Source organism: Salinivibrio sp. PR5 (assembly GCF_001996085.1).
Lineage (GTDB): Bacteria > Pseudomonadota > Gammaproteobacteria > Enterobacterales > Vibrionaceae > Salinivibrio > Salinivibrio proteolyticus.
Genome location: NZ_MUFK01000014.1, coordinates 47,817 through 69,831, shown reverse-complemented (window position 1 = coordinate 69,831; position 22,015 = coordinate 47,817). Strand labels below are relative to the sequence as shown.

At 49.7% G+C, this 22,015-nt stretch carries 20 protein-coding genes and 1 pseudogene; 11 read left to right on the top strand and 10 right to left on the bottom strand.

Annotated elements, in window-relative coordinates; all coding sequences use genetic code 11:
* Positions 1-17: 17 nt before the first annotated feature.
* The 4 genes and pseudogenes from BZG82_RS07505 to BZG82_RS07490 form a co-directional block, all read right to left on the bottom strand.
* A protein-coding gene (locus tag BZG82_RS07505) for an IS3 family transposase (protein WP_241837352.1) occupies positions 18-1,129 on the bottom strand; the annotation gives its coding sequence in 2 pieces (ribosomal slippage) (positions 18-877 and positions 877-1,129; 1,113 coding nt in all).
* 79 nt (positions 1,130-1,208) lie between these two features.
* Positions 1,209-1,328 (bottom strand): annotated as a pseudogene (locus BZG82_RS07500) (transposase); the annotation flags it as partial.
* A 71-nt stretch (positions 1,329-1,399) separates the two neighbouring features.
* Positions 1,400-2,017 (bottom strand): restriction endonuclease subunit S, encoded by a 618-nt coding sequence (locus BZG82_RS07495; RefSeq protein ID WP_077765519.1) that lies wholly within the window; start codon positions 2,015-2,017, stop codon positions 1,400-1,402.
* Positions 2,007-3,719 carry a type I restriction-modification system subunit M gene (locus BZG82_RS07490; RefSeq protein ID WP_077765518.1) on the bottom strand — a complete coding sequence of 571 codons (1,713 nt, stop codon included), beginning with the start codon at positions 3,717-3,719 and terminating at the stop codon, positions 2,007-2,009. Before BZG82_RS07490 ends, BZG82_RS07495 begins: the two co-directional genes overlap by 11 nt.
* A gap of 613 nt (positions 3,720-4,332) precedes the next feature.
* Between BZG82_RS07490 and BZG82_RS07485 the strand changes: the two genes are divergently transcribed.
* The 9 genes from BZG82_RS07485 (at position 4,333) to BZG82_RS07445 (ending at position 12,251) form a co-directional block, all read left to right on the top strand.
* Positions 4,333-4,863 carry an REP-associated tyrosine transposase gene (locus BZG82_RS07485; protein ID WP_077765517.1) on the top strand — a complete coding sequence of 177 codons (531 nt, stop codon included), beginning with the start codon at positions 4,333-4,335 and terminating at the stop codon, positions 4,861-4,863.
* A gap of 321 nt (positions 4,864-5,184) precedes the next feature.
* Positions 5,185-5,409: a hypothetical protein gene (locus BZG82_RS07480; protein WP_077481508.1), complete on the top strand. Its 225-nt coding sequence runs from the start codon at positions 5,185-5,187 to the stop codon at positions 5,407-5,409.
* Positions 5,410-5,739: 330 nt separating this feature from the next.
* Entirely contained in the window at positions 5,740-7,089 is a 1,350-nt protein-coding gene (locus BZG82_RS07475) for a metal-dependent hydrolase family protein (protein ID WP_077765516.1), read from the top strand.
* A gap of 286 nt (positions 7,090-7,375) precedes the next feature.
* Positions 7,376-8,158 carry a DUF3450 domain-containing protein gene (locus BZG82_RS07470; protein ID WP_077765522.1) on the top strand — a complete coding sequence of 261 codons (783 nt, stop codon included), beginning with the start codon at positions 7,376-7,378 and terminating at the stop codon, positions 8,156-8,158.
* Positions 8,155-9,504: a MotA/TolQ/ExbB proton channel family protein gene (locus BZG82_RS07465; RefSeq protein WP_077765515.1), complete on the top strand. Its 1,350-nt coding sequence runs from the start codon at positions 8,155-8,157 to the stop codon at positions 9,502-9,504. The genes BZG82_RS07470 and BZG82_RS07465 overlap by 4 nt, the downstream gene beginning before the upstream one ends.
* Entirely contained in the window at positions 9,504-10,049 is a 546-nt protein-coding gene (locus BZG82_RS07460; RefSeq protein WP_077481512.1) for a MotA/TolQ/ExbB proton channel family protein, read from the top strand. The genes BZG82_RS07465 and BZG82_RS07460 overlap by 1 nt, the downstream gene beginning before the upstream one ends.
* Positions 10,049-10,453, top strand: a complete 405-nt coding sequence (locus BZG82_RS07455) for an ExbD/TolR family protein (RefSeq protein WP_077765514.1) — start codon at positions 10,049-10,051, stop codon at positions 10,451-10,453. Before BZG82_RS07460 ends, BZG82_RS07455 begins: the two co-directional genes overlap by 1 nt.
* Positions 10,453-11,079 (top strand): energy transducer TonB, encoded by a 627-nt coding sequence (locus tag BZG82_RS07450; protein WP_077481514.1) that lies wholly within the window; start codon positions 10,453-10,455, stop codon positions 11,077-11,079. The genes BZG82_RS07455 and BZG82_RS07450 overlap by 1 nt, the downstream gene beginning before the upstream one ends.
* Positions 11,079-12,251 carry a tetratricopeptide repeat protein gene (locus BZG82_RS07445; protein ID WP_077765513.1) on the top strand — a complete coding sequence of 391 codons (1,173 nt, stop codon included), beginning with the start codon at positions 11,079-11,081 and terminating at the stop codon, positions 12,249-12,251. The genes BZG82_RS07450 and BZG82_RS07445 overlap by 1 nt, the downstream gene beginning before the upstream one ends.
* 153 nt (positions 12,252-12,404) lie before the next feature.
* Here the strand turns inward: BZG82_RS07445 and cspE are convergent, their stop codons facing one another.
* Both cspE and soxR read right to left on the bottom strand, forming a co-directional pair.
* A complete protein-coding gene (gene cspE, locus BZG82_RS07440; protein WP_069586739.1) occupies positions 12,405-12,617 on the bottom strand; it encodes a transcription antiterminator/RNA stability regulator CspE in 213 nt (70 codons plus the stop codon).
* 205 nt (positions 12,618-12,822) lie between these two features.
* The gene (soxR, locus tag BZG82_RS07435; RefSeq protein WP_077765512.1) at positions 12,823-13,299 is read right to left on the bottom strand and encodes a redox-sensitive transcriptional activator SoxR; all 477 of its coding nucleotides are present in this window, start codon (positions 13,297-13,299) and stop codon (positions 12,823-12,825) included.
* A gap of 97 nt (positions 13,300-13,396) precedes the next feature.
* On the opposite strand from soxR, the gene BZG82_RS07430 reads away from it, so the two are divergent.
* Positions 13,397-13,585, top strand: a complete 189-nt coding sequence (locus BZG82_RS07430; RefSeq protein WP_077481892.1) for a hypothetical protein — start codon at positions 13,397-13,399, stop codon at positions 13,583-13,585.
* Positions 13,586-13,676: 91 nt separating this feature from the next.
* Here the strand turns inward: BZG82_RS07430 and tkt are convergent, their stop codons facing one another.
* The 3 genes from tkt to BZG82_RS07415 form a co-directional block, all read right to left on the bottom strand.
* Positions 13,677-15,671, bottom strand: a complete 1,995-nt coding sequence (gene tkt, locus BZG82_RS07425; protein ID WP_077640904.1) for a transketolase — start codon at positions 15,669-15,671, stop codon at positions 13,677-13,679.
* Between the two features lie 83 nt (positions 15,672-15,754).
* Positions 15,755-16,705: a transaldolase gene (tal, locus tag BZG82_RS07420; protein WP_069586735.1), complete on the bottom strand. Its 951-nt coding sequence runs from the start codon at positions 16,703-16,705 to the stop codon at positions 15,755-15,757.
* A 182-nt stretch (positions 16,706-16,887) separates the two neighbouring features.
* Positions 16,888-17,919: a sugar-binding transcriptional regulator gene (locus BZG82_RS07415; RefSeq protein WP_077765511.1), complete on the bottom strand. Its 1,032-nt coding sequence runs from the start codon at positions 17,917-17,919 to the stop codon at positions 16,888-16,890.
* Between the two features lie 268 nt (positions 17,920-18,187).
* On the opposite strand from BZG82_RS07415, the gene BZG82_RS07410 reads away from it, so the two are divergent.
* Positions 18,188-20,764: an EAL domain-containing protein gene (locus tag BZG82_RS07410; RefSeq protein WP_077765510.1), complete on the top strand. Its 2,577-nt coding sequence runs from the start codon at positions 18,188-18,190 to the stop codon at positions 20,762-20,764.
* A gap of 46 nt (positions 20,765-20,810) precedes the next feature.
* Here the strand turns inward: BZG82_RS07410 and BZG82_RS07405 are convergent, their stop codons facing one another.
* Positions 20,811-21,923 carry an anhydro-N-acetylmuramic acid kinase gene (locus tag BZG82_RS07405; RefSeq protein WP_077678076.1) on the bottom strand — a complete coding sequence of 371 codons (1,113 nt, stop codon included), beginning with the start codon at positions 21,921-21,923 and terminating at the stop codon, positions 20,811-20,813.
* Between the last annotated feature and the right edge of the window lie 92 nt (positions 21,924-22,015).

The following is a 22,015-nucleotide window of genomic DNA, read 5'->3' as shown; positions in this document are numbered from 1 at the left end:
ATGTAACCCTCCCTGTTTTAGTGGCACTCTAAATTAGAGTTTTTCCTACTTTCATGCCTTGCTAAATACTCCCAAGGAGTCAGATCATCGAGTGAGTCATGAGGGCGTTCATCGTTGTATTCCTTCATCCATTTTTCTGTCAGGTCTCGGACTTCACTCAAGGTTTTGAATACGTACATGTTGAGTATTTCTGTCCGATAAGTTCGGTTAAATCGCTCTATATAGGAGTTCTCCGTTGGTTTRCCTGGGCGAATAAATTCCAACTCAACTGCGTTCTCTTCCGCCCATTCAGCCAGCGTGGTCGAGATRAATTCAGGGCCATTATCCATGCGCAGCTTACTGGGGTACCCTCGCCAAGCAATAATGCGTTCTAGCACCCTTATAATGCGTGGTGCTGGCAGATTGAGATCTACTTCAATCGCTAGCACCTCACGGTTGAAATCGTCCACGACATTGAACGTACGAAAGCGCCTGCCGCAGAGCAAAGAGTCACTCATGAAATCGATAGACCAGCAACTGTTGATCGACTCTGGACATGCCAGTGGTGCTGGMTTTCGTTTTGGTAGGCGCTTTTTYCCCTTGCGCCGTAGGTTTAGCTTGAGCGAACAGTACACTCGATGGACTCGTTTATGATTCCATCGGTGTCCCCAGCGCCTAAGTACTTTAAATAATTTGCCAAAACCGTAGGCAGGATAACGCTCTGCTGCGTCCTGCAACGTCGCGATAACCTCATCATCCCGATGYGGATCKGGTCGGTAACGATAGACTGAGTCGCTAATGCCAACTACGCGGCAGGCCATTCGCAAACTGACCTGATAGTGTTTGCGAGCGTAATCGACAAGCTCGCGCTTAACCGCTGGCCCTACAGCTTTTTTTCCAGAATATCTTTAACGATACGGTGYTCAAGGCTTAGGTCGGCAAACATTTGCTTGAGCCTCCGATTCTCATCCTCAAGCTCTTTAAGCCGTTTAACATCTGACGCTTCCATCCCACCATACTTGGACTTCCAGTTGTAGTATGTTGCATCAGAGATGCCATATTCGCGACAGACTTCGTTGACCTTTCGGCCTGCTTCGACTTCCTTCAAGATCTTTACGATTTGTGTTTCTGTGTAGCGTGATTTTTTCATCATGCGTTCTCCGTTTGTTTCAGTGTAAACGGAAAAACTCTAATTGCTAATGACCAGTTTTTTGGGGAGGGTTACAACAGTTGTAGTATGTTGCATCAGAGATGCCATATTCGCGACAGACTTCGTTGACCTTTCGGCCTGCTTCGACTTCCTTCAAGATCTTTACGATTTGTGTTTCTGTGTAGCGTGATTTTTTCATCATGCGTTCTCCGTTTGTTTCAGTGTAAACGGAAAAACTCTAATTGCTAATGACCAGTTTTTTGGGGAGGGTTACACCTCGGGCTGCTTGCCCTGCATTTTGGCTTTGACGGGGTCGAAATCAACAAACCAAGACTTAAAGATAGCTTGCGCCATGGCTTCGAGGGTTTGGTTGGTTTGGGTGTTTAGTTCCAATTTCCCAGTAATTGATTTAATAAACTCAACCATAGCTCTTTGCTGTACAAGAGGAGGCAACTCTATAGGGTAATGCGCAATGGCATCAAATGTAATTTGAGGAAACGTACCTGATCGTGAGTCTGCTATAGCTTTAAAATCAGCCTCACATTGTTTACTCGTCAATATCAAGTACAAGTATTCAGGAATAACAATGTCTTGATTGCAAGTAATAACCATGAACTTAGTGGATACAACATAGTCATCAACGTTAATGTCAACTAACAAATGTCGCTTGTTTCCAGGGCGAATTTCGCTGTAAAGAATGTCACCTTTTTGTATTGCTTTTTTCGCCTGTCCCGGCAGCCTAGCACTCGAAGATTTCTTATCAACTAAAAAATGACCGTCTAGAATGTCACCTGTATTAATAAAGAAAACTTGTTCTTTGTTATTAAAGTCAAAGCGTCTAGACGTATTTGATGCTATATCCCCAAGAGTGTAGCTTTTAAAGCTCATAACCCAACCCCGCTAGATTCTTCTTAATTTCTGCTTCTAACTTGGCCGATTCCGCAAACTGCTCACTCAGCTTTTCGGTTAGGGTCGCCATTTTTTCTGCAAAGGGAATACCATCATCTTCCACATCCGCTGCGCCCACGTAGCGGCCTGGGGTGAGAACAAAATCGTGCTTTTTAATCTCATCCAAGGTGGCAGATTTACAAAAGCCGGCTTGGTCTTGGTATGTGGTGCCATTCACTTCCGCACCTGTCTTCCACGCATGGAAAACATCAGCCACTTGGGCTATATCGTCCATAGAAAAGTCGCGCAACACGCGGTCTTTCATATAGCCAAGGTGGCGGGCGTCAATAAACAGCACTTCGCCTTTACGGTCGCGCAACTGGCGGCCTGCTTTATCGGTACGCGCCTTTTTGGTTTTGGTTAAAAACCAGATACAGGCGGGGATTTGGGTGTTAGTAAACAGCTGGCCGGGCAGGGCAACCATACACTCGACCAAGTCATTTTCCACTAATGCGGCGCGGATCTCGCCTTCATTATTGGTGGTAGAACTCATTGAGCCGTTGGCGAGCAGCAAGGCTTGAGAGCCGTCAGGCGCGAGGTGGTGGAGCATATGTTGCAACCACGCAAAGTTAGCATTATTAGCGGGCGGTTGGCCGTATACCCAGCGTGGGTCGTTATCATCGACGCCTGTGTTCCACTCCCGCATGTTAAACGGCGGGTTTGCCATAATAAAATCGGCACGCAGGTCAGGGTGCTGCACATTGGTGTAGGTGCTGGCGGGCTCTTTACCAAAGTCATAATCTAAGCCACGGATCGCCATGTTCATCGCAGCCAGCTGCCAAGTGGTGTAGTTGTATTCTTGGCCGTAAATCGAGATTTTTTGCTTTTGGGTGAGCGGGTCGATGTCATATTTATTGGCGTAACGCTCAATAAACTTTTCTGATTGCACAAAGAAGCCACCGGAGCCCATCGCCGGGTCGTACACCCGCCCTTCAAACGGTTCGAGCATTTCAACAATCAAGCTAACAATCGAGGCGGGCGTGTAGAACTGGCCACCTTTTTTCCCTTCTGCCAAGGCAAACTGACCGAGAAAATACTCGTAGATATGGCCGAGAATGTCTTTGCTATTTAGCGAGTTGTGAGAAAACGGAATAGTGGCAATCAGGTTAATCAGCTCGACCAACTTGGCTTGATCGATACGCAAGCCGCTGTAGGCTTTGTTCAAAACACCCTTGAGCTTGGCGTTGTCGCGCTCAATGCCTTCAAGCGCATTATCAATCAAGTGACCGACGGAGGTGATTTTCTTCGCTTTGCCGGCGATGGTCAGCTCGGCCCCGCCAATTACCCGTGGCGCGTTGTCTTGCAAAAACTGCCAACGTGACTCAGCGGGTAACCAAARGACATTTTTCTCGGTGTAATAATCACGTTGCTCTAGCTCAATCGCTTTTTCTTCTTCCAGCTCTTCTGGAGTCAAGCCTTCTGGGTCGAGGTAGTATTCGTGCTCTGGATCATCCAGCTGTGCCGAAATTTCTTGGCGGCGGGCATCAAAGGCGTCGGATACGTATTTAACAAAAATCAGCCCAAGCACCGCGTGTTTATACTGAGCCGCATCCAAGGTGGAGCGGAGTTTGTCGGCGGCAGTCCATAGCTTGCTTTCAAGCGCTTTTAAGTATTCTTGTTCTTGCTGAGTCGGCTGGTTCATTTTTCACATCATATTGCAAACGAATGGCAGTAGTTTATCACTGCTGCGGTTCACTTCGCACTCTTGACTGGATTTTATGACACCTCTGAGTGGTAATTCTGATGGCTTTGTGATCATTAACAGGAGGATCAATTCGATATGCATTCCCACGCGGGAGCGTGGGAACGAGAGATGAGGCGGCTCACTGGCGTTATTCGAGTGCCAGAGATTACATGGGCTCGCCGGGGTTGCTGGCGGCTTGTCGCGAGTGGTAGCGAGGTAGGCATTCCCACGCGGGAGCGTGGGAACGAGAGATGAAGCAGCTCACTGGCGTTATTCGAGTGCCAGAGATTACATGGGCACGACGGGGTTGTTGGCGGTTTGTCGCGAGTGGTAGCGAGGTAGGCATTCCCACGCAGGAGCGTGGGAACGAGTTAAATTCTCTGAAAAAATGAATGCAGAGATTACGAGTGAGAACACCAAATATGATGTTGTTGCGAATTACTCGAAATGGCAGGAAATTGTAAGCTAATCGAGAGCACATGCAGAATAAAGCGCTCTATGTTTGGGTTTGAGCGCTGTTCACTATCTCGTTCCCACGCTCCGGCGTGGGAATGCATATGGAGTTTTAATTATGGGGAGAAGCCGCTACAAAATCACCGAGCCTCATTTACCGCACTTCGTGACCTTGACCGTACTGCACTGGATCCCTGTTTTTACTCGTCCCGACACCGTCAATATCTTGCTTGATGCGTTGCGTTTTTTAAGCCGAGACGGCCTTAACGTTTATGCTTGGGTGGTGCTAGAAAACCACTGTCATTTAGTGTTGCAAAGTAAGGCATTGGATCATGATATCGCTCGACTTAAATCATGGACGGCGAAACATCTGATTCAATACCTTGCTGAGCGCAACGTTAAGCAAATTCTGGATCAATTGGCGTTTTATAAAAAAGCCCACAAAGGTGATCGCGCTTATCAGTTTTGGCAGGAGGGTGTGCATCCTGAATTGATACAAAACGACGCTATGATGCGGCAGAAGATCGAGTATATTCATCAAAATCCGGTGAAGCGGGGCTATGTTGATGAAGCCGCACACTGGCGTTATTCGAGTGCCAGAGATTACATGGGCACGACGGGGTTGTTGGCGGTTTGTCGCGAGTGGTAGCGGGGTATGCATTCCCACGCGGGAGCGTGGGAACGAGAGATGAGGCTATGTTGATGAAGCCACGCACTGGCGCTATTCGAGTGCCAGAGATTACATGGGCACGACGGGGTTGTTGGCGGTTTGTCGTGAGTGGTAGCGATGTATGCATTCCCACGCGGGAGCGTGGGAACGAGTTATTTGTTGATACGCACTTTATCCATCCTGCGCTATCTTAAGAAAGTAATACGTGTTCGTCGTTACTATAGAGTGGCTCGCTATCTATTCTCAGGTGTCTGAATAGGAGTGAATAATGCGCGCCAAACTCATGCGCTAGGAGGAATCATGCCAAAACCGACACTTGATTTTGGTCTACCGGATGACTTTGACCAATACCTCGACAAACTGATTGAGTCCAATGGTACCGATGCGGCCATGGGCGAAGAGCTTCGCGATGCGATTATAAAAAGCTGTCGAGAAGTGAATGATAACCTAGCCGAGTCGTTCTCAGACTTATCGAAAACCGGCTTTGAGCCAGAGGACGAGGCTAACAGCGAGGACGACGATTAGCTTCTCCAGAATAAAGTAAACTTCCTGCAGTAACATCTAGGCGCTGGTCTTATTTCATCGTACTCATTTATGGATATATCTCGTTCCCACGCAGGAGTGTGGGAACGAGATATATTCAATGGGCCGTAGAGCGTGCCACAGCAACACCAACAAAATTGCGATAACTCTCTAAAAATTTGGGCTTTTTGGTGTGGTTGGCTAATTTAATAGACAGTGCGGTCAGAACCTCATCGTCCTGTGGTTTGTTAAATGAGCGAGGAGCAGGCGCTGTGGACAAGGTTTGAGTCGCTTTTTGTTACTGAGTACAAGGAGTGTGAGATGGAGAGGTTGATGCGAAGGCTGGCGATAGTTGCGGGCGGCTTGTTGTTGGTGGTCTCTGTTAAGGCGCAGTTGGCGCCGCATCCACAAAGTGTGTTGTTTGAAAATGTGCGTATTTTCGATGGTCAATCTGCGCAGCTTTCTACCCCCAAACATGTTTTAGTTGAGGGAAACAAGATCACACGGATTTCGAGTCAGCCGATTGACGTGGTGCCGTCATTGAACTCCACTGTGATCCAAGGTGAGGGACGCACGCTGATGCCGGGGCTGATTGATGCACATTGGCATGCGATGTTGGCGACTGTTTCGGTCCCACAACTGCTTACTGCAGACGTCGGCTATATCAATCTTCGGGCCGCACAAGAAGCTGAGCGCACGTTAATGCGTGGCTTTACCAGTGTACGTGATCTTAGTGGGCCGGTATTTGGTCTGAAAAAAGCCATTGACGAGGGTATAGTCGCCGGGCCACGCATTTGGCCCTCTGGTGCAATGATTTCGCAAACGGGCGGACATGGTGATTTTAGGATGCGTTATGAGGTGCCTGCCGCGAACAATGCTGGGCTGAGCCGCGGTGAATCGCTGAATGGTGGTGTGATAGCGGATGGGGTGGCGGAAGTAAGAAAGCGCGTTCGCGAGCAACTGATGTTGGGTGCCTCGCAAATTAAACTCGCGGCGGGAGGCGGCGTCTCCTCTGCGTATGACCCGATTGATGTGGCCCAATACTCGGAAGAAGAATTCCGCGCTGCGGTAGATGCGGCAGATAACTGGGGCACCTATGTGACGGTACATGCCTACACGCCTAAAGCGATTCAAACTGCGATCAACGCGGGTGTGAAAGTGATTGAGCATGGACAGCTCATGGATGAAGCAACTGCACAATTAATGGCGGAAAAAGGCGTATGGCTGAGCGGCCAAGCCTTCCTTGCTAACGAGTACTCGAATCCGACGCAAGGAGAGGCGAAAGTAAAACAGCAACAGGTTGCCCAAGGCACCGACAAAGCCTTTAAGCTTGCTAAGCAATATGGCCTTAAGGTGGCTTGGGGCACAGATATTTTATTCAATCCTGCCATGACAAAAAACCAAGGCGCGATCTTAACCACGATGACAAAGTGGTACACGCCGGCTGAAGTGTTATCGATGGCAACGTCTGGGAATGCAGCCTTGCTTGCGTTGTCTGGCAAGCGGAGTCCATATTCAGGGAAATTAGGGGTGATAGAAGAGGACGCTATCGCTGACATCCTGCTTGTTGAGGGTAATCCGCTGGAAAATCTTGACCTGATTGCTGAGCCTGATGCGCACTTCGTTGTGATCATGAAAAACGGCAAAATCTATAAAAACACCTCGGAAACAACAGGGTATTGATAGCCAATGAGTGCACGCGATTAAAAGAGAGTAATGGCGTGCGCTGTTGTCTTTGGGCTTAATCGGCCAAGTGCAGAGTTAGGCTAACACCCAGTTGGTCGCTATCTACTTGATGTGTTTTTAGTTTTTATTGTCACTTCTTCTTTACTGATAAGCCGCAATATTCTCCGCTCCCTATGCTGCTAGGCTAGATCTTTGCCGCCAAACTCGGTACATTACACGCAAATAGAAACTATTCTCACTTTTGTTTATGGCGGAAGCCATATCACCAAGCATGTTTGTAGATATCACCATGATAAAATCGTCTTCATTTCGGCTCGTGCTGGGCGTTGCGTCCTGTTTGGCGTTTACGCCAGCGGTGAGTGCAGATCAGCTCGAAAAGGCGCAAGCCATCGAGGGTAAAACCACCCAAGAAGCGGCGCAGTCGCAATCACGCATTAATCGCCGCGCCGATGCCAGTTTGGCTATGCGTCAAGAAATTGAGCAAATTCAAACTCAGATCAGTAATTTAGAAATCTACCGCGATCACCTACAAAACTTGGTGAGCAACCAACAGCTAGAAGCACAAAGCCTTCGCGATCAAATCATCGAGATCAAAGAGACGCGCCAAGGCATTGTGCCTTTGATGTACCGCATGCTCGACGGACTGGAACAGTGGATTGCTAAAGACATGCCACTGAAAGCGGAGCAGCGCCAAGTACGCCTAGAAAAGCTTCAAGCGATGATGGGTCGTGCCGATGTGGCTGATTCGGAGAAGTTTCGCCGTATTCTCGAGGCCTATCAAATTGAGCGTGACTATGGCACCAAGCTAGATGCTTACCAAGATACCATTGCGCTGGATGGTCGGGCGCATCAAGTGGATGTGCTGCATCTTGGTCGCGTGTCGCTGGTGGCGCGTAGTCTTGATGGCAAGCAGCATTGGGTATGGAGCACACGAGATTCGCAGTGGGTATCCTTGGATGCGAGTGCGGGCGAAGCCGTGGATAAAGCCTTCGCGGTTGCACAAAAACAAGTGGCGCCGTCGTTGTTATCTCTGCCTTTAAGTGCCAACCAAGGGGTGAAATCATGAGCTGGAAAACCCTGATTGCCGCAGCCTGTTTTATTGCTGTCGCGCCTTTGACCCATGCTGACGATCTTGTGGGCCAAACCCAACAAGCGCAGCAGCAAGCCCGTGAACACAACCAAGCGCGTGAAGCGGAGTTTGCGATGACGGAGCGGGAGCTGCGCGCCAAACTGAATCAGTTGAAAGCAACCCGTAATGCGCTTGAGGCGGAAACCGAAAAACTCAGTGACACTTTTAGTGACAACGAGCAACAACTGGCGTCGTTGGAAGATAAACTTCGCTTAGAATCGGGCAGTTTGGGAGAGCTATTTGGCGTGGTGCGTCAAGCGAGCAAAACCATTCAAACCGACAGTGCTTCCAGCTATGTTGGCATTACGCAACCGACCTTTAATCAAACCGTTTCAGAGATCGTTGCCGCCGATACATTACCGTCACTCAAACAGCTAAATACGCTGTGGCAAGGGATGCTCACCCAAATGCAAACCAGCGGCGAGCTGCAAGCGTTAACGCTGCCGGTTGTGGATGCGCAAGGCGTGTCGTCTGAGCAGTCGGTAGTACGCGTCGGTAACCTTGGGCTGGTGAGCCCGCAGGGCTATTTGAACTGGCAGTCGGATAGAAAGGTGGCGATCCCGTATCGTGCGCAACCTGATAATACCCTCACCACATCCACGCTTGAGCAAGCGATCACCTCGGTGGGTGAGCCTGTACTGGTTGATCCGTCGCGCGGCTTTCTCCTCAGTCAATTAGAGAAAGCGCCAAGCTTGGCGGATCGTTTTAGCCAAGGCGGTTTTGTGGCCAAAGTGATTGCGGCGTTATTGGCGGTTGGTCTGTTAATTGCGCTCTATCGCGGCGCGGTACTGCTGTCTATTCATGCCAAAATGCATCGTCAGCTGAAACATCCAGAGTCACCAGAGGATAACCCACTGGGTCGTGTCCTTAAGGTGTATCACGATGCACCACAACGTGATGTTGAATCGCTGGAGTTACGCTTGCTGGAAGCGGTTGTCGATGAGCAACAAGGCTGTGAAAAAGGCCTTTCCATGTTGAAACTGCTTGCGGCACTGGCGCCAATGCTGGGTCTGTTGGGAACAGTGACTGGGATGATCGAAACCTTCCAAGTGATTACCCAGTTTGGTAATGGCGACCCGAAAGTGATGGCAGGCGGTATTTCGATGGCTCTTGTGACCACGGTACTTGGCTTGATCGCGGCGATCCCACTGCTTCTTGCACATAATATTTTGAGCGGGCAGGCCGATCATATTCGCGGTATGTTAGAAAAACAAAGTATTAGCCTTGTTGCAGAACAAGCCGAGCAACCAGCGAATACGGCGGCTACCGGACAAGCAGCATGATGGATGTAGAGCTACTTTCCCAATTCAATCACCAAGATATTTGGTTTATCTTGCGCCATTTTATGGCGCAAGGTGGGCCAGTGCTATGGTGGCTGGGTGTGGTAGTGCTGTTTTGCTGGGTTTTGGTGATCGAACGTTTGTTGTACTTATACTCACGGTTTCCGGCACAACGGCAAGCGTGGATATCGGCCTGGCAAGCACGCACTGATCACCATTCGTGGTATGCACGCGCTATTCGCCAAGGGTGGCTATTTGAAGCGCAGCATGAACTGGGGCGCTACCTCAGTTTAATTAAAGCGCTGGTTGCTATTTGCCCGATGTTGGGCCTGTTGGGCACAGTCACTGGAATGATCTCTGTCTTTGATGTGATGGCCAGTCAAGGGACCAGCGAACCACGCTTGATGGCATCGGGGATCTCAATGGCCACGCTGCCGACCATGGCTGGCATGGTGGCAGCCCTTGCCGGCATGTTTGCCCACGCCCGTTTAGTTAAAGCCTGTCAGCGCCGAGAAGTTGCGCTTGAACAGGCGCTTCGGAGTCAGTAATGCGATTGATTCGACCTCATAAGCAGCGCGAGGAAGCGCAAATCGATTTAACCTCCATGTTGGACATTGTGTTCATCATGTTGATCTTTTTTATCGTCACCAGCTCGTTTGTGCGCGAATCCGGGGTGGAAGTGAACCGTCCCGAGGCGAGCCATGCAACCAGCCAAAAAGATGCCGGTATCTTTGTCGCGGTGACCGCATCGAACGAAATCTATATTGATAAGCGTTTGGTGGATGTAGAGCGTGTCGAAGCGACGTTAGAGCATGTGCTGTTGGATAAGCCGGATGCGTCCCTTGTGATTCAAGCCGATGAACTGGCGTATAATGGCACCGTCGTGAAAGTGATGGATGCTGCCAAGGGAGCAGGGATCGTGAGTATTGCCTTGGCTACGGAGTCGCCATAATGAAGCGATGGCTGATTTCAATGCCGGTCGCGCTGGTATTCACGTTAGGCCTATTTATGCTGATGGCTCTGATGGTGGGTCACAGTACCCAGCGCCCGCAAGAAAAGTCGACCTCGATGAGCATCGATATTTTTATGCAGGAGCCGGATACCGATGTGCAGCGTCGTCAGCGCACGGTGCCAGAGCGGCCGAAACCACCGGAAATGCCAGATACGCCGACGCCGGTAACGCAAACACAATCGACAGCTTCCGCTCAGCCGGATATGCCAACGCTGAATTTGCAGACCAACATTCAAGGCGTCATGGTGCAAGCTCCCTCTCTGGGTGATTTAAGCGTCATGCAGGGGCCGAATAATCAGCAGGCCATGCCGCTGTTTCGAGTGGAACCCAATTATCCACCACGCGCCATGCGTCGTGGTTTAGAAGGGTATGTAGTGGTGCGTTTTACCATTAGCCCTTCCGGTCGACCGCAAGATTTGAGTGTGGTTGAAGCAAATCCGCCCCGTGTGTTTGAACGTGAAGCACTGCGAGCGCTGCGTAAATGGAAGTACGAGCCCAAAGTGGTGAATGGAGAAGCCGTGGCGCAGCCGGGTCAGCAGATCAAATTGGAGTTTAACTTACGCTAATGTTGAAACGACTTATCTTTACCTTGGCATTGATGTTTGCGCTGCCCGCCGCGGCGCAGTTGTCACCCTCGGTTGCCTTATCGATTGAAAAGGCACAAGCGTTAGAGCAAGCGTCTAAGTTGGGCGAAGCCATTGCGCTACTCAACAAGCTGAATGTGAAACGTGATTTTGACAAAGCCTTTGTTGACCGTGCGCTGGGGGTTTTCTATTGGCAATATGGCAACAATGATAAAGCGATTGTTCATATCAAGCGCGCGGTAGATAGCGAGCAATTGCAAGATGCGCAAGCATGGCAAACCAAGCGGATGTTAGCCGATTTACTGCTGATTGATGGCCAATACGCGGCGGCATTGCAATATTATTATCCGCTCGCCCGTTCGGTACCTAAAGAGAAAGCAGAGCAGGCCGAAGATGTGTGGCTGCGTATCATGCAAGCGCATTATCAACGCGAGCAATGGCAGAAAGTGTTGGCTGCGTATCCAGACTATGAGCGCGCCATGAATAATACGGCCACCGTGTCGGCATTGTCACTCAAGCTTGGGGCGCAATTGCAATTGGAGCAATGGCGCGGGGCGACCCCCACTTTAAAAGCCTTGATTGCCCTTGAGCTAGATAATAAACAGTGGTGGCGTCAATTGGCGGCCAACTATGTGCGCTTAGAACAGCCGAAAAATGCGATTAGCACCTATTTACTTGCCAAGCGCAAAGGGATAGCTCTAGAGCCGAGTGAGCAACGGACAGTGGCACAGCTTTACGCCAATGTCGGTGTGCCTGAGCGCGCAGCCAAATGGCTGAAGGGACTGCCTGAGAGCGAGCAAGATGCACAAACCCTTGCCCAGCAAGCCAGCCTTTGGCAACAAGCGCGTGAATGGCCTCAGGCCATTTCAGCTTGGCAACTGGCCGCTAAGAAAGAGAGTCAATATCACTGGCAGCTGGCCTTGATGCAAATTCAGCAGGGTGAGTATCAGCAAGCACTCACTTCGCTGGATAGGGCTGAAAAAGGGGCGTCGAAGAAGGATATTGCGCTAGCGAAAGTACAAGCGTATTACAAATTGAATCAGTTTGACCATGCCCTTGAGCAAGCTAAAGTCGCGCAACGTATTTCGCCGGATGAAGCCGTCGAAAGCTGGCTCTCCTTTTTGAAAAAACGTCAGAAGATGCAACAAAGCTAATCAATGCAAAGCTAATCAATGTTAATTGATGGTCAAGGTTACAAAAGGCCCCACAGCAAGTGCTTGTGGGGCCTTTTTATTATCGCGGGTATCTGAACGACAGGCACAAAAAAGGGCGCCAACGGCGCCCTACAATCAGTCAGACAAGGTTTCTTATGCAACAGAAACGTTAGATGCCTGTGGGCCTTTTTGGCCTTGCTCAACGGTAAAGTTTACACGTTGGCCTTCGGTAAGGGTTTTAAAGCCTTCACCAACAATCGCGCGGAAGTGTACAAACACGTCTTTTTCGCCGCTGTCTTGAGTGATGAAACCAAAACCTTTCTCTTCGTTAAACCACTTTACGATACCAGTTGATTGATTAGACATAATCATTCTCTCTTAAATTAAAATAAATAGGGTAGCTTTGAACGGAGTCGATGAAATGTCTAAAAGCGAAAGTGGGTAACGTTAGAAACTCTATAATATTGATAATAGCGTAGCTTATGTCGACTTTTACTTGATGAATCATTGATGCTCCATGTTCCAGAGCTGTGTCCACCATACAGCAATCCCAGTTCATGTAAAGCGTTTATTACTTATTTTGTCCCCAGTGTTTTAAAAGATCAGACACATTGGTTTTTGGGTGGTTGAGCACGTTGTCATCTTTGGTGGCTTCGCCCACCACGTCATTGGGATTATAGAGCGCACATGATTTCATAGAGAGGCAGCCGCAACCGATGCAGCCACTGAGGCTTGACTGTAGCTGTTGAAGTCGCGCAATTTGGTCGTTCAGAGTCTGATCCCAGTGCTCTGCCATTTTACGCCATTGCGCTTGAGTGGGGGCTTGGTGTGAAGGAAGCTCGCTGAGTGCTTTGCCAATCGCATCCAGTGACAGGCCAACATTTTGCGCCGCTTTGATCACGGCAAGGCGACGCAGCACTGCACGGTCGTAACGACGTTGGTTACCCGCGTTGCGTTGGCTCACAATAAGCCCCTTTTGTTCGTAAAAATGCAGGGTAGAGACCTTTACCCCCGCACGCTTAGCCACTTGCCCGACACTCATGGTCATTTTTTGCTCCCGTTGCTGTGATTTTCATTTACCTCAATATAACTTGAGGTTTTATGATGGCGAGTAGGTTGAAAAAACAATGAGAGGGAAATCACTGATGGCAATCACGGAACAAGGTTTTACCGTCACTGTGATGAAGGTTGTCACTATCACGGTTGGCATTACGCGATCTAATAAAATGTTGAACGTTTGTTCAACAGATGAGCTCTCTGAACATCTTCGCCACGATCTCGGTGTGAGGGCTGCGTATCATCGTCGTCCATCAGCCAGTCGCTTTCTTTACTGATTTTACTAAGCAGCGATGAAAAGGCATAAAAAAGGCCAGTCTAAGACTGGCCTTTGTGCGCGTTAGCGTGCTAATCGCTGATTATAAGGAACTAGGCGAGTAGTTCGTTGGCGGTTTCCACAACGTTTTCAACGGTGAAACCAAACATCTTAAATAGCTCACCAGCCGGTGCTGATTCACCAAAAGACGTCATGCCAATGATACGACCGTCTAGACCCACGTACTTGTACCAATAGTCGGCAATGCCGGCTTCGATCGCGATACGCGCGGTTACGTCTGATGGCAATACAGATTCGCGATAGGCTGCATCTTGCTTGTCAAACAGATCCGTGCTTGGCATGGAAACCACACGCACTTGCTTGCCTGACTCACTCAGTTGTGCCGCCGCATCAACGGCTAGCTCAACTTCAGAGCCAGTTGCAATTAAGATAAGCTCTGGCTTGCCCGCACAATCTTTCAGGATGTAGCCGCCTTTGGCAATGTTAGCAAGCTGTGCATCATCACGCTCTTGTTGGGCAAGGCCTTGACGCGAGAAGATCAACGCGCTTGGCCCGTCTTTACGCTCAACGGCTGCCTTCCACGCAACGGCTGATTCTACCTGATCACATGGACGCCAAGTGCTCATGTTTGGTGTCTGGCGCAGGTTAGCCATTTGCTCGACCGGCTGGTGAGTTGGGCCGTCTTCGCCCAAGCCGATGGAATCGTGAGTATAAACCTGAATGTTTTGCACCTTCATCAGGGCCGCCATACGCATCGCGTTACGCGCGTATTCCATAAACATCAAGAAGGTCGCACCGTAAGGTACAAAGCCGCCATGCAATGCAATACCGTTAATGATGGCCGTCATACCAAACTCACGAACACCGTAGTGTAGGTAGTTACCGCTTGCATCGTCAGCGGTAATGGCTTTTGACCCAGACCACATGGTCAGGTTTGATGGCGCCAGATCCGCCGAACCGCCAAGCAGTTCAGGTAGCAGTTTGCCGAAGGCTTCTAGTACGTTTTGCGACGCTTTACGTGAGGCAATTTTCGCTGGGTTAGCCTGTAGGTCTTTGATGAGCTTTTGGGTTTCGCTGTCCCAGTTTGAAGGCAGGTCACCGTTCATTCGACGGGTAAATTCCGCCGCGAGTTCTGGGTACTGCGCCTGATAGGCTGCGAATTTTTCGTTCCATGCCGCTTCTTTGGCGGCACCGGCTTCTTTTGCATCCCACTGTGCATAAATGTCTTGTGGGATCTCAAACGGACCGTGCTCCCAACCAAGGAATTCGCGTGCCGCTTTGATTTCGTCTTCGCCTAGCGGTGCGCCGTGGCAGTCATGGCTACCGGCTTTGTTTGGCGAACCGTAACCAATGGTGGTTTTGGTACAAATAAGCGTTGGTTTGCCGGTTTCAGCTTTTGCCGCTTCGATAGCTGCTTGAATCGCAGCAGGATCGTGGCCGTCGACCGCAGGGATAACCTGCCAGCCATAAGATTCAAAACGTTTTGGTGTATCGTCAGAGAACCAACCTTCAACGTGACCGTCGATTGAGATGCCGTTGTCATCCCAAAACGCAATCAATTTACCTAGGCCCAAGGTACCGGCTAGCGAGCAGGCTTCGTGAGAAATACCTTCCATCAGGCAGCCATCACCAAGGAACGCGTATGTGTGATGATCGACAATATCATGGCCGTCACGGTTGAATTGAGCAGCCAGTGCTTTCTCAGCTACGGCCATACCGACGGCATTAGTAATACCTTGGCCAAGCGGACCGGTTGTGGTCTCGATGCCAGGGGCATAACCGTACTCTGGGTGACCCGGTGTTTTTGAGTGCAATTGACGGAATTGCTTCAGATCGTCAATGGCAAGATCATAACCCGTAAGGTGCAGCAGTGAGTAAATCAGCATTGAGCCGTGGCCGTTTGATAGCACAAAGCGATCGCGGTTTGCCCAGTCTGGATTTTGTGGGTTGTGGTTCATGTGGTCGCGCCACAAAACCTCGGCGATATCAGCCATACCCATTGGGGCACCTGGGTGTCCCGAGTTAGCTTGTTGAACTCCGTCCATCGCAAGGGCGCGAATGGCGTTGGCTAGCATTTTGCGTTCCATGTGTATACCTACAGATTGAACAGGTTGAATACGGTATCGACGTTAATCATAAAAGCGGCCTAAGCCGCTTTTATTGTGTTAAATCACAGTTGCTCGCGAATCATGGCTTCGAGCTTGCCTTGGTCAACCGCGAAATTGCGGATGCCTTCAGCCAGTTTTTCTACGGCCATCGCGTCTTGGTTATGTTCCCACATAAACTCAGCATGGGTCATACGCGCTGGGCGCTGCTCTGTGGCGCCAGTGTCTTGCAATTTCACTGGCACGTCACCTTCTGCGTCACTGAGCTCTTGTAGCAGTTGTGGGCTAATGGTTAGACGGTCACAGCCTGCCAGCTCCAAGATTTCGCCGGTGTTACGGAAGCTTGCGCCCATGACCACAGTATTGTAGCCATGTGACTTGTAATAGTTGTAGATGGTGGTGACGGATTTCACGCCCGGGTCTTCTGCTGGTGTGAAATCACGACCTTCCTTCGCTTTGTACCAGTCCATGATGCGGCCAACGAATGGTGAGATCAAGTAAACACCAGCCTCGGCACAGGCGCGCGCTTGCGCGAAAGAGAACAGTAGCGTCAGGTTACAGTTGATCCCTTCTTTTTCTAGGATCTCTGCAGCGCGAATACCTTCCCAGGTTGAGGCGAGTTTGATCAAGATACGGTCGTTGCTGATCCCAGCCTCGTTGTACATGCTGATCAATTTACGAGCTTTCGCCACACTGGCGTCAGTGTCGTAAGATAAGCGTGCATCCACTTCGGTTGAAATACGGCCAGGGATAGCGTTGAGGATTTCTTTACCGATATTGACGGCAAGACGATCGCAAGTATCTGCCACTTGTTGATCAGCGTCGTTGCTGTGTGATTTGGCGTAAGCAATCGCTTCTTCGATGAGCGGCGCATATTCTTTGATTTGCGCGGCTTTCAGGATCAGCGACGGGTTTGTCGTTGCATCTTGTGGTTGGTACTTTTTGATCGCTTCGATGTCACCAGTGTCAGCGACAACGGTGGTCAGGGCGCGGAGTTGGTCCAGTTTGTTGCTCATCTTCACTCACCTTTTCTGCGTGATAGGCTCAGACGCCACGTTTGCGGGTTAGCGCCTGCTCTGAATATGAACAGATGCAACGCGCCTGAGCAAATGATGTGACGATCTTTGTGTTTTTAACGTCGATTGTCAATTGTATTGCGAAATAAACCCGCGATACATCTCACTTCTTTGTATGTGGTTTACTCTTGCTGTTGAAATGTGATCTGTTTCTCGTTCGGTGCTGGTTCTGACATATTCAATAGCGCCATGGCGCAACTGGCACTGGTTGCTAACACGTCAATGACACCTGTACGCAGTGCACCTAAGATGGACAACGCTTTGCGGCTTTCGCTTGCCATGGCAATCACATTAGGAATACGCGCCAAATCTGGCATAGCGAGACCCACTACACGGCCTCGCATCAGATTATCGGTCGGTTGACCGTCCATGCGGAAAAAATCAAAGCCGCCAATGTCACCGACAATACCATCGTTAACCCGTGCTTCTACAAATTCTCGGGCGCTAAAACAGCCAAGTTTTACCATGTGGCTATTTTCATCCATATCGCCAATTCCCACCAGCGCAAACTCTGCTTTTCTGGCTTGGTTCAAGGTTTCGCTGATGTTGGGGTGAGAAACAAAGACTTGTTGAATGGTTTCGTTGTCGACATAGGCAGGAGCGTAGAGGGTTTCGCTGCTTCCACCAAACTTTTTGGCTAGACGCCGACAAATATGGTCAGCGTTAAATGCATCACCACTACGGTGCGTACCACCAATGGCGCAGACAAAGCGTGCTTGGCGATGAGACACCACACCTGGGTGGTCTGCGACTGCCGCGACATTTTGTCCTTGACCAACCGCGACGACCATACCGTCGTTCAGGTTGGCATCCAAGTAAGCTGAGACGAGTGTTGCAACCTGCATACGTTGCTCTTGGGCACTGGGTTGATCGAGAGAGATAAGTGCGCGCTTTAAATTAAACCTGTCCATTAAACGCTGCTCAAGCTGCGCACTATGGACGGGGTGAAACTTCACTGTGATTTCGACGATCCCTTCCTCTCGTGCTCGTCGCAGTAATCGACTGACCTTGGGGCGGCTGATCTTGTACTTACGTGCGATCTCCTCTTGTGTGGCGCTTTGTTGGTAGTAAAGAATAGCGATTTCAGTCAATAAATCGGTGTCTTCTTGCAACGCGTCTGGTGAGGCTTGCATCGTCATTATCGGTGTACTCATTGGCTACTAGGGCGCTGCCCTGAATGGAATTGATTGCAGTATAGCGGCGAACATTGTAATGAACAAATGTTCAAAGATAAGTTAAGTGTTCACTCGCTGTGGGCTGACGAGGTAATAAAGATGAGATCTGTGTTTGAAAAATTAGCCATGTCTATCTAGATTTACAAATGATAGTCTTGAAAATTATTCACGGTGTCATAAAAACCATGACAGATTGGCAGGGTTGGACTGGTCTGCTGGGTCAATCACGATAAAACTTGGAGTGAAGATGCAAATGCAGGCTCTGCAATCGCGACAGGCACTCATCTGGACCACTATTGCACTCGCCGTTGGTTTTGTGGCGTCTGTTTTTTATGGTATCGCTAGCCTAACCCGTGTCTCACAGCTCAATGATCCCTTGCTCGATGTGGAATACCGTTACTTTATTGACGAGACTAATGAGTTACCGCTCGATTACGTGATTGAGCACGCGCCGTTTGCCACTGTACAAAACCCTGAAGCAATCCCCTGGAAGCTCGAATATCAGACCTTTTGGATACAAGTGGAGTTTGACTATAAAGGGTTAACTGAGCGTCATCTCCATATTCTGACCGATAATACGACGATTGATTACTTGGATGCGTATCACCTGGTTGATGGCGATCAGATCGTGACTAAGTATGAGGGAGGCGATGTTACTCAATCGCGATTAGCAAATATGTCTCTTCCTGCCTCAGTACCGGTCACGCTCCTACCTGATAAAGCGAATACATTGCTAATCAAAGTGACATCGAGTGATATGCCAACCATGCCACTTTGGGTGATGTCACATCAAGCCTACGATCAACTCGCCAAAGCCATTCATCTTTTGTGGGGCGGTTTTATCACTTTTATGTTGTTAGTCACGCTTTATAGCGTTGGAGTTTACGTTTACAGCCGACAGCGTGTGTACTTGATTTATGTTTTAAACACATTGATGGCGACGGTTTTGATTAGCGCTAATCATGGTTTCAGTCGCTATTTTTTACCGGATTGGGCCCAGGTTTTTGTCAGTAACCATATCCTAGCATTTGCTGTATGTTTGCTGACCATTGCGCTGTGGTTCACCTACTTCTTCCTCGATTTTGAGCGCAGTCGCGGCTACCAACGTGTCCGTTCCATGTTCTTGATGGCGACAGGTGCTTTAGCTGGCTTGGCGCTGCTTACATTTATCACTCCACCGTATATTTCCGCGTCGTTAGTGTTACTGTCTCAAGTGCCCATTTACGGGTTAGTCATCTATTTTTTAATCAAACAGTGGCAACCGGGTAAATTCTGGTTGCTGTTATTTGGGTTGTCGTGGCTACCTGCAATGGCGGGTGGATTAGCGTTTTATGCGCTGCTGCTCGGCTACAGCGAATACACCTTAATGAGCCGTTATGCGTTGATGCTTTCCATGGGCCTCACCATGATGTTGTTTTCGGTTGCCTTAGCCGAGCGTTTCCGGTTCCAGCGAATGAACGCCATGGACTCCTTAACGCATGATAAATTAAGCGGCTTGCCTAATACCAATGTGGTTCACATTGCGATCAATGAGCTCATTGCTCGTAATATTAGCTTCAACCTATGTTGTGTAACCATTGACAACTACAATAATCTATTGCCCTACCTTGATGAAGATACGCGCAAGTCGTATATCAATACGATCGCTGATCGAATTCTAGAAGCCTTGGATGTTGAACAGATTTATCAGATTGATACGGAATCAGACACCCCTTTCCAACAACTCGGATGCCTCAAAGAGGGGGTATTTACCTTCTTGATTCAGGAGGCGGATTTAGAGACATGTAACCATATTTTAGAGTCCGTCATTGAGGGACTTAACGGTGAACTTGCCATCGGGTCTTTTATTACCCACATCAATGCGCGAATCGGCGTGTGTCATTATCCGTCTGATGGCGCGCACCCAAGCCTGTTGATCAATCGCGCCATGCAAGCACTGCAGCAACATCGTTCCGTGCTCGGAGGATATACCCACTTTAACAACCACGAACACAAGTATCATGAGCTTCATGTTTCGTTAGTAGCAGATCTGCGTGAGGCAATTGAAAACGATGGGCTGGAACTCTATCACCAGCCTCAAATTGATTTACGAACAGGCTCCATTCATGGTTCTGAAGTGCTCGCACGCTGGATGCATCCACGCTTTGGGCAGATTTCCCCCGATGTCTTTGTGCGCATGGCTGAGGATGTGGGTATTATCAACAACTTGACCTTATGGGTGATTCGACGTGCTTTCCAACAGCAGCAACAGTTAATTGCTAGCGGTCACTGTCGGCGCCTGTCCATCAATATCAGTGCGTCCGACATTTATATCCCGAACTTAGCGGCGCGAGTGGTTGATCTGGCAAGCCAATACGATGTACCAACGAATCTGGTTTCTCTTGAACTGACTGAATCGGTGATGGTTGAAGACTACGATTGGCTGAAGCGCTTGATCAGTGAGCTGTCGGCAAGTGGTATTGAGGTATCAATTGATGACTACGGCACCGGCTATTCATCGCTGTATTTTCTCTCACAGCTGCCATTTACTGAGTTGAAAATTGACCGCAGCTTTGTACGCAATTTACCCCAAAGTGGTCGCCATCAAAGCATTGTACGCGCGACGACAGATATGGCGCGCTCACTTGGGGTCATGGTGGTTGCTGAAGGGGTGGAGTGTGAAGAAGCGGAAGCGCTATTGCGACGCTATGGCGTGGACGTTGGCCAAGGCTTTTACTACTCGCGCCCCTTACCGTTCAATCAGTATCAGGCTTACGTTCAGCGTATGGACAACGTCCAACCTGTCACGATTTTACGGCAAGGTCGCTTAAGCTCATCCGGCTAACCATATACAGCCGGATAAGCCTCACTCTATTTCCTTCATACCCCTTCTAAAAGGGCAAATAAATGGCACCCAAACAGCAGGCCTGACTAGCACCGGTGACAGCGGGCACGTTGCCCGGCTGATTATAGAGGGTTTGGCGGGCTAACCATGCAAACGCGATGGCTTCCATGTCGTCGCAACTGATCCCCACGTCATCTGAACGCGCAATATGCCACTGAGGCAGCGCCGCCTGCAGTGCTGCCATCAACGCTTGGTTGTGTGCGCCGCCACCACAGATAAACACGCGACCTTGCTCATGAGGCTGTATCGCCATGGCAATGCTTTGTGCCGTCAGTGCAAGTAGTGTGGCTTGCACCTGTGACGGGGAGAGTGAAAACGCCAGTAAGTGGCGATCCAGCCAGTCAAGGTTGAAGTATTCTCGCCCAGTGCTTTTTGGCGCGGGGCGTGAAAAATAAGGGTCAGAGAGCAAACGCTGTAGTAATGGCTGGTAGGCGGAGCAGCTGGCAGCCCAGGCGCCGTCTTTATCATAAGCTTGACCTTTATGACGTTGTATCCACGCGTCCATAAGCATATTTCCCGGCCCCGTGTCATAACCGTATAAGGGTTGGTCGGGACATATCATGGAGACATTGGCAATACCGCCAATATTGACCACTGCGGTTGGCTGCTTGGCATCGGAAAATAAATCGTTATGGAATGCGGGTACGAGTGGCGCGCCTTGGCCGCCAAATGCCATATCTTTGCGGCGAAAGTCGGCAACCGTGGTAATGCCTGTTCGCGCTGCGATCACATTGGCGTCACCCAGTTGCATGGTAAACGGATAATCACCACTGGGTTGGTGATACACAGTTTGTCCGTGACAACCGATTGCAGCGACATGTTTGGGGCGCAAGCTTGCGATTTCTAGCAAGGTGTTGATGGCATTGGCGTAGCACTCGCCAAGGCGGCGATCTAACTGCCCAATCGCAGTGATTGCAACTGGATGGCCGCGACTTAAACTGATCACGGTTGCTTTAATGTCTTGCGGCATGGCTTCACTATGGCGTGCAATGGGCTCAACGTGCCCTGCCTGTGTAAAGCGTACTGCCACGACATCAATGTTATCTAAACTGGTGCCAGACATCACACCGATGTATATATCTGCTGCGGGTTGAGGCATGTGTGTTCCTTATCAATGCACAAATTGCGCAACCACTGGGCGTTATTGACACCCTGCGCGGACAGATTAGGGGATCCCTGATAGGGCGCTAC

Coding starts and splice junctions, on each gene's coding strand:
- BZG82_RS07495 (WP_077765519.1), bottom strand. CDS start 2,017: ATGAGCTTTAAAAGCTACACTCTTGGGGATATAGCATCAAATACGTCT.
- BZG82_RS07485 (WP_077765517.1), top strand. CDS start 4,333: ATGGGGAGAAGCCGCTACAAAATCACCGAGCCTCATTTACCGCACTTC.
- BZG82_RS07480 (WP_077481508.1), top strand. CDS start 5,185: ATGCCAAAACCGACACTTGATTTTGGTCTACCGGATGACTTTGACCAA.
- BZG82_RS07475 (WP_077765516.1), top strand. CDS start 5,740: ATGCGAAGGCTGGCGATAGTTGCGGGCGGCTTGTTGTTGGTGGTCTCT.
- BZG82_RS07465 (WP_077765515.1), top strand. CDS start 8,155: ATGAGCTGGAAAACCCTGATTGCCGCAGCCTGTTTTATTGCTGTCGCG.
- BZG82_RS07460 (WP_077481512.1), top strand. CDS start 9,504: ATGGATGTAGAGCTACTTTCCCAATTCAATCACCAAGATATTTGGTTT.
- BZG82_RS07455 (WP_077765514.1), top strand. CDS start 10,049: ATGCGATTGATTCGACCTCATAAGCAGCGCGAGGAAGCGCAAATCGAT.
- BZG82_RS07450 (WP_077481514.1), top strand. CDS start 10,453: ATGAAGCGATGGCTGATTTCAATGCCGGTCGCGCTGGTATTCACGTTA.
- BZG82_RS07445 (WP_077765513.1), top strand. CDS start 11,079: ATGTTGAAACGACTTATCTTTACCTTGGCATTGATGTTTGCGCTGCCC.
- cspE (WP_069586739.1), bottom strand. CDS start 12,617: ATGTCTAATCAATCAACTGGTATCGTAAAGTGGTTTAACGAAGAGAAA.
- soxR (WP_077765512.1), bottom strand. CDS start 13,299: ATGACCATGAGTGTCGGGCAAGTGGCTAAGCGTGCGGGGGTAAAGGTC.
- BZG82_RS07430 (WP_077481892.1), top strand. CDS start 13,397: ATGGCAATCACGGAACAAGGTTTTACCGTCACTGTGATGAAGGTTGTC.
- tkt (WP_077640904.1), bottom strand. CDS start 15,671: ATGGAACGCAAAATGCTAGCCAACGCCATTCGCGCCCTTGCGATGGAC.
- tal (WP_069586735.1), bottom strand. CDS start 16,705: ATGAGCAACAAACTGGACCAACTCCGCGCCCTGACCACCGTTGTCGCT.
- BZG82_RS07415 (WP_077765511.1), bottom strand. CDS start 17,919: ATGAGTACACCGATAATGACGATGCAAGCCTCACCAGACGCGTTGCAA.
- BZG82_RS07410 (WP_077765510.1), top strand. CDS start 18,188: ATGCAAATGCAGGCTCTGCAATCGCGACAGGCACTCATCTGGACCACT.
- BZG82_RS07405 (WP_077678076.1), bottom strand. CDS start 21,923: ATGCCTCAACCCGCAGCAGATATATACATCGGTGTGATGTCTGGCACC.